This window comes from Wolbachia endosymbiont of Drosophila nikananu (genome assembly GCF_028981865.1).
Classification (GTDB): Bacteria; Pseudomonadota; Alphaproteobacteria; order Rickettsiales; family Anaplasmataceae; genus Wolbachia; species Wolbachia pipientis_B.
The window spans coordinates 1-5,447 of record NZ_JAPQLL010000060.1; the positions used below are offsets into that span (position 1 = coordinate 1).

The following is a 5,447-nucleotide window of genomic DNA, read 5'->3' on the forward strand; positions in this document are numbered from 1 at the left end:
CTTGTTGCACTAAAGTATAGCCAAATTCTCGTGCCTTTTTGATCAAATTTTTTACAGCTCTCTCCTTATATCGTGTTTCATAGTATTCCATTCCTTTTTCTACATATTCTTGTCCGTATTTGAGCATACTATAAAATATGCATGCTATTTTTCTTGCAGTAGCTGTTATTGCTTTTGGTGCTCCTAATCGTTTTTTTAATCTCCTGTAGTATGCACCCAATGAACTTTTACTATTTCCTACAGAATTAGCAGCCATTCGAAATGCATTCGCAGCACGATTAATGACTTTACGCGTTCTTGTGCTAAACACTTTTTCTCCTGTAATTTTATTGGCAGGGCTGAGTCCTAACCACGATGAAAAGTGTTTTTCTGTTGACCATTTATTATGGTTTATACCAGTTTCTGAAATTATAGTCTGTATACTTAGTATATCAAGCCCTGGAACTTTAGTAAAATCCATACCAGTTATTCGGTGCAGTTCCTCGTGCAAAGCAAAGTCAGGCTTACTTTTTCTGTGCTTATTCTTTTCCTTACTCAACTGTTTACTTTCGTTAGATTTTGTTTCAAACGTTTTGTAATAGACCTCAATATTTCTATCACATTCTGCTATTTTTTCTTGATAAATATTATATAGTTCAAATTCTTGCTTTAGCGTGAATACATGTTCCTCTCTATAATCGCCAGCTAACGCTTTTGCTATAGTAGACTGATCATTTTTTATTCGTGCATCCCTGAATTGAGCCAATTTCCCAGAATCTCTTTCGCCTTTAATTATAGCCTTGATAATTTTCATACCAGTTACTCCTGTTATATCTCTTATAACTCTATGCAGTTGTATATTCATTTGAATTAATGCCTTCTGCATACGCAGAACATGTGTAGATGCACTTTCAGTGAGGTTCTTACGTTGTCGCACGTAACTACGCAATACACATATCTGGCTATCTGGCCTAAATGACCCTTGGAGTAATCCATAACTATGTAGTTGTTGTAACCACTGACAGTCCTGAACATCTGACTTTCTCCCAGGTACATTTTTTACATGTCGCGCATTTACCAACTTAACTTCAAAACCGTAAGATTCCAGTATTTGAAACAAAGGAATCCAATATACACCAGTTGATTCCATCGCTACGGTTGTAACTTTACACTTTTTTAACCACCTTGCTAAATTATGAAGGTCTTCAGTGAAGCAGCCAAATTTTTGAACACGTTGCTCATCTCTTCTCTCGGGTATACATACATAATGTACAGCCGAACCAACATCTATCCCTGCTGCATCAGGATTCATTACCTCTAATTTACTTTTTGTCATTGTAATTGACCTCCTATAACTTATAATGAAGAAGTATTTAAGCTTGGGACGGTTAGATTATACAATCTTCTAATCGAGGTAGTCGTAATAGACTCCATCAGTGGTTTAACCGTTCCTCCAAAACCATGCTCCCAAACGGGCACTCTAGCACCATTGAGCGTCCGGTTATAACTGCAAAAATACTTCTTAATAAATTATATTTAAAAATTGTTATAGCACTGGATAAAATAGTTTCTTTCAGGTTTAACAAGATTTTTCCTTGTTCGATGCTCTTAAATGAATTATTATCTTATTATCAAAATTTCTTAATGTCACTTCACTCAGCTCTTCTCCTGCATCATCGTTGATTTTCAACTTGATAAATTCTAACAGATAAAAGAGAAATTCACTTGCTTTGCCGTTGATTTTTTCTTTCCATTCATCTGTTTTTTCTTGTTCAGGTTTTCTTTGTGTTAACTTCTGCTCTTTTTTTATCAGCCTATTGTTTTCTTCTTCTAGTTCCAAATTTCTTACTGTTTTACGTCGTGCTTTTACTGTATCTTCTAATGTTAATGGAAACTGGTCAATATTATCTACATCTTCAGATCCTAAAGCGCTATCAGGACTGCCGTTTGCTTGCAACGTTGCAAGCTGTTCTTGTATCGGCTCAAGCTTATTCTGTACCACGTCATTTATTATTTTACGTACTTCTTGAATTATTTCTTTTTTATTTTCCTCAGTAAGCGCAAAACAATCAAAGAACTCCTCCTCCTCACTTTCCAAAGAGTGATTTTGATCATGAGAATCTCCAGTATCAACAGCTTGTCTGTTGCTTGTAGTTGGCACAAGTTTAACAAGATAATTTCCTATTCCTGAAGGCTGAAGTTGGTTAAGTTTTTCTTTCAATTCAGTACGTATCTCTTTCAATGACTCACCTATACTTTTACTAATACCTTTCAAGCACGTAGTTATCTCTGTATTAGCGTTCTTTTTCACTTTATCTACATCTTGCTCTATAATCTCTTCTAAATTATTGAGTAAAACTTTTAAATCACCTCTTATATCATTAAGCGTTTCTTTAATATTAACATTTGCAGGCTTTAAAAGACTATTATCAAGTAAATCGCAAGCTTTTTTAAGGTTACTGCCAAATACATATGATCCAGTAAACAAGAAAATCCTATTTCTATTTTCTGCTTTTATATCTTCTAGTATTTCTCTCTGCGTCTTAGAAATTGGTAAAACTATTGCAAGCTTTTTCCTCTTACGATCTAAATTTGTTACAATTTCAATTTTTTCGGCTTCTTGAACAATCTGGCTGTACTGTTCATCAACTTGACAGTTTCCTACTTTTTTATCTATCTCACTCTCTTTTATTTTTTGTGTATTTATAAAGTTTATAACAGCAGTAAATAAGAGAACTGCAAGAGGAATAAAGGCAAGAGGTGCTGGCATGAACGCAAATCCAGCAATACTTACTATAACAGGCTGAATAGAAAAGGTAGTAAATGCTATAAGAGTAGCAATGGTACTTGCTATCGATATAGTACCAGAATACTTTCTTATAGAGCTCAAAATTCTACTGGGCTGGTCAGAAAGTTTTCTAAATCCTAAAAAATCAAAATAGTCTTTGAAAGGATCTTTAGTGTCTGTAACCATAACATTTTTCTAGTTTTAATTTATTTAGGTATACATTAACCAAACCTTAAAATCAAGTTTCTTAATTTTTCAACATGTGCCAAGGCCTATTGGAGCGCACTTTGTTAATCTTTATTTCATGATTTGTTAACCAAATAGAATGTGTGCCATACGTTTCTAAATCGGCATATTTGATAGTTTTAGTATTACAAACTGAATAGTCGAATTCACTTAATTGAATCATTAAATCAACTTTATCACAATTTTCTGAAATATCTTCTTTTTTATAAGCAAGCAGTACTGATTTATTATTTCCTTTATTATATATACAGCCATAATCGTTGCACTTTAGTCTTTTATCTGGATTGCTATATTTTGTATGATTCAAAATTTGGTTCTGCCCATTTTGTTTCGCCCATGTTTTGACAACAAAGTTCCTGCTTTTTCTAGTGAGAGAATATAGTAAGTTATCACTCTCCTTTGCAGCAACATTATCAGCATTTATTAGGATGTCGGGGGTTTTATATGCAGTGCTAAAGCAAATACCTAGTACAATAAAGAAAATTCCCAAAAAACGCCAATTTCTTTCCCACAAGCACAGCCACAATAAACCAAGTGTTATTATAATAATTGATGAGGCAGGAAAAGTACGAATGGGAATAACCAAATACTGAAGACTAGCAATAGCATTTGTTATATACAAAATACTGTCAATTGGGCGCTCTATAAATGGCGCTATAATCCATTCAATACCTAAAGGAATCAATAAGACATAAATTATTCCAAGTGGAATAATAATTAATGTAACTATTGGTATAGCAACTAAATTTGTGATAATACCACTAATTGAAAAATAATTAAAATTGTATATCGTGTACGGAACAGTTGCTAAACTTGCTATTACTGAGCTGATCATTATCGATACAAAATATTTCATTATTTTTATTTTGAATAATTTATTAGCATTAATTTGATAACTGGCAACCAGTGCCAAAACCGCAGAAAATGACATCTGAAAGCCTGGCTTTAAAATTGCTTCTGGTTCTACTGAGAGTATCACTGCAGCAGCAAACGCAATTGCTATTAACCCTCGATATTTTCTCTCTATCATTATTGCAACGAGTACTAAAATCACCATTATGTAGGCACGCTGAGCAGAAACTTGCATACCGGTAATCAACAAATAAAACGTGGTTGGCAAGATAGTAAGGAATGCAGATATTTTCTTGGTATTATACTTAAGAGTCAAAGTTTCAGATATTGCGAATAAATTACGAAACACTACAAAAAACAGACCAGCAACGAATGATAAATGCAAACCAGATATGGCAAACAAATGTGCTATACCTGAATCTCTTATCGCATCCATAGTTTTTTGGTCTATTCCGTCCTTTTTGCCGATTAGTAATGCAGAAATTATGTCTGCATGTGGTTTTTTAATATTTTGCTGCAGGTTTTCATAAATGTATTGACGGAAAGATTCTATATATTCTCGAAATTTCCTTGCTTCAGCCTTTTTGTGCAAAGCTATTTTGCTTGTTGCAAAACCTGTTGCACTTATTTTCTGATAATATGCTATTCTTGCAAAATCATATGCATGCTCCGAGGGCGCAATCTTTAGAGGGAAGAGTTTTGCTGATAATTTTACTTGATCGCCTATTTTAATGCCTTTTTCCACTTTGGTTCTAACTGATATTCTGATGTTATCCAGAGCTCTATACGGTATCATTCCAGCGCGTAACGCTGAAATCCATATCTTTTTTTTCTGGATCCCAGTATCAAGTACTGGGATGACAAAAGGGGGTGCTGGGATGACAGGAGAGGATTTTGAGATAGTAGAGACAGAAAGCAGAAATTGTTTGTATGAGTCCCTGTCATTAATGTCCTTCACTATGGCAACGATATTTTTTACATATCTCTCTTTATCAAGAATTTGAGTGTCTACTAAAGCTGTTCTTAATTTACTGGCTGTAAACCCTATGAGCACTGCAATTAAAGCAATGCATAATATTGCGTACTTTCTGTATAATATTGCAATCAGAATTAGTATGGGTGAAAGCAAAAGAAAAATAGATATAGTGAAAATGCAGCCTGGTTCAAAACTTAGGGAAAAATAGGTTAAAATCCCTACACACTGACACACAGAAAACCATAGTATCAAGTTATATTTTTCATTACGTAGGTTATGACGTATATAACTAACTATTATGTCAAAGAAAGTTAGTAAACATACCGACATGTGACTGTGACGCAATTTTATTCTTTTATTTTCTATTATTGTATATATAATAACTAAATAAACAACGACGCGGGATGGAGCAGCTCGGTAGCTCGTCAGGCTCATAACCTGAAGGTCGTAGGTTCAAATCCTACTCCCGCAACCATTTTCCAACTGTACGAATATTGTGGTTTCAGGTAGTTCATGGAAACGGATTAAACGAAAAAACTTACTTGACAAGCCTCGCCAGCCCCCTTATCATGATAGTGAAGGTATTCAGTTATCTTCATCTGTGCA

General features: G+C 34.1%; 5 protein-coding genes and 1 tRNA gene. 3 read left to right on the top strand and 3 right to left on the bottom strand.

What is annotated here, in order from left to right; genetic code table 11:
• A partial coding sequence (locus OZD67_RS03730) for an IS110 family RNA-guided transposase (protein ID WP_274999611.1) occupies positions 1-1,321 on the bottom strand: 1,321 nt, incomplete at its 3' end.
• Positions 1,322-1,440: 119 nt separating this feature from the next.
• Between OZD67_RS03730 and OZD67_RS03735 the strand changes: the two genes are divergently transcribed.
• The gene (locus OZD67_RS03735) at positions 1,441-1,662 is read left to right on the top strand and encodes a hypothetical protein (RefSeq protein ID WP_274999715.1); all 222 of its coding nucleotides are present in this window, start codon (positions 1,441-1,443) and stop codon (positions 1,660-1,662) included.
• Here OZD67_RS03735 and OZD67_RS03740 read toward each other — a convergent pair.
• The gene (locus OZD67_RS03740; RefSeq protein ID WP_259346666.1) at positions 1,559-2,953 is read right to left on the bottom strand and encodes a site-specific integrase; all 1,395 of its coding nucleotides are present in this window, start codon (positions 2,951-2,953) and stop codon (positions 1,559-1,561) included. The genes OZD67_RS03735 and OZD67_RS03740 overlap by 104 nt on opposite strands.
• 61 nt (positions 2,954-3,014) lie before the next feature.
• A complete protein-coding gene (locus OZD67_RS03745; protein WP_338063309.1) occupies positions 3,015-4,919 on the bottom strand; it encodes a ComEC/Rec2 family competence protein in 1,905 nt (634 codons plus the stop codon).
• Here OZD67_RS03745 and OZD67_RS06155 point away from each other — a divergent pair.
• Both OZD67_RS06155 and OZD67_RS03750 read left to right on the top strand, forming a co-directional pair.
• On the top strand, positions 4,912-5,049 hold the full coding sequence (locus OZD67_RS06155; RefSeq protein WP_338063310.1) for a hypothetical protein: 138 nt from the start codon (positions 4,912-4,914) through the stop codon (positions 5,047-5,049). The two genes, OZD67_RS03745 and OZD67_RS06155, sit on opposite strands and share 8 nt — an antisense overlap.
• A 190-nt stretch (positions 5,050-5,239) precedes the next feature.
• Positions 5,240-5,316 (top strand) — tRNA-Met (locus OZD67_RS03750).
• Positions 5,317-5,447: the final 131 nt, after the last annotated feature.

Excerpts from the sequence above, each read along its gene's own strand:
- OZD67_RS03735 (WP_274999715.1), top strand. The coding sequence starts at position 1,441 with ATGCTCCCAAACGGGCACTCTAGCACCATTGAGCGTCCGGTTATAACT.
- OZD67_RS03740 (WP_259346666.1), bottom strand. The coding sequence starts at position 2,953 with ATGGTTACAGACACTAAAGATCCTTTCAAAGACTATTTTGATTTTTTA.
- OZD67_RS06155 (WP_338063310.1), top strand. The coding sequence starts at position 4,912 with ATGAGCACTGCAATTAAAGCAATGCATAATATTGCGTACTTTCTGTAT.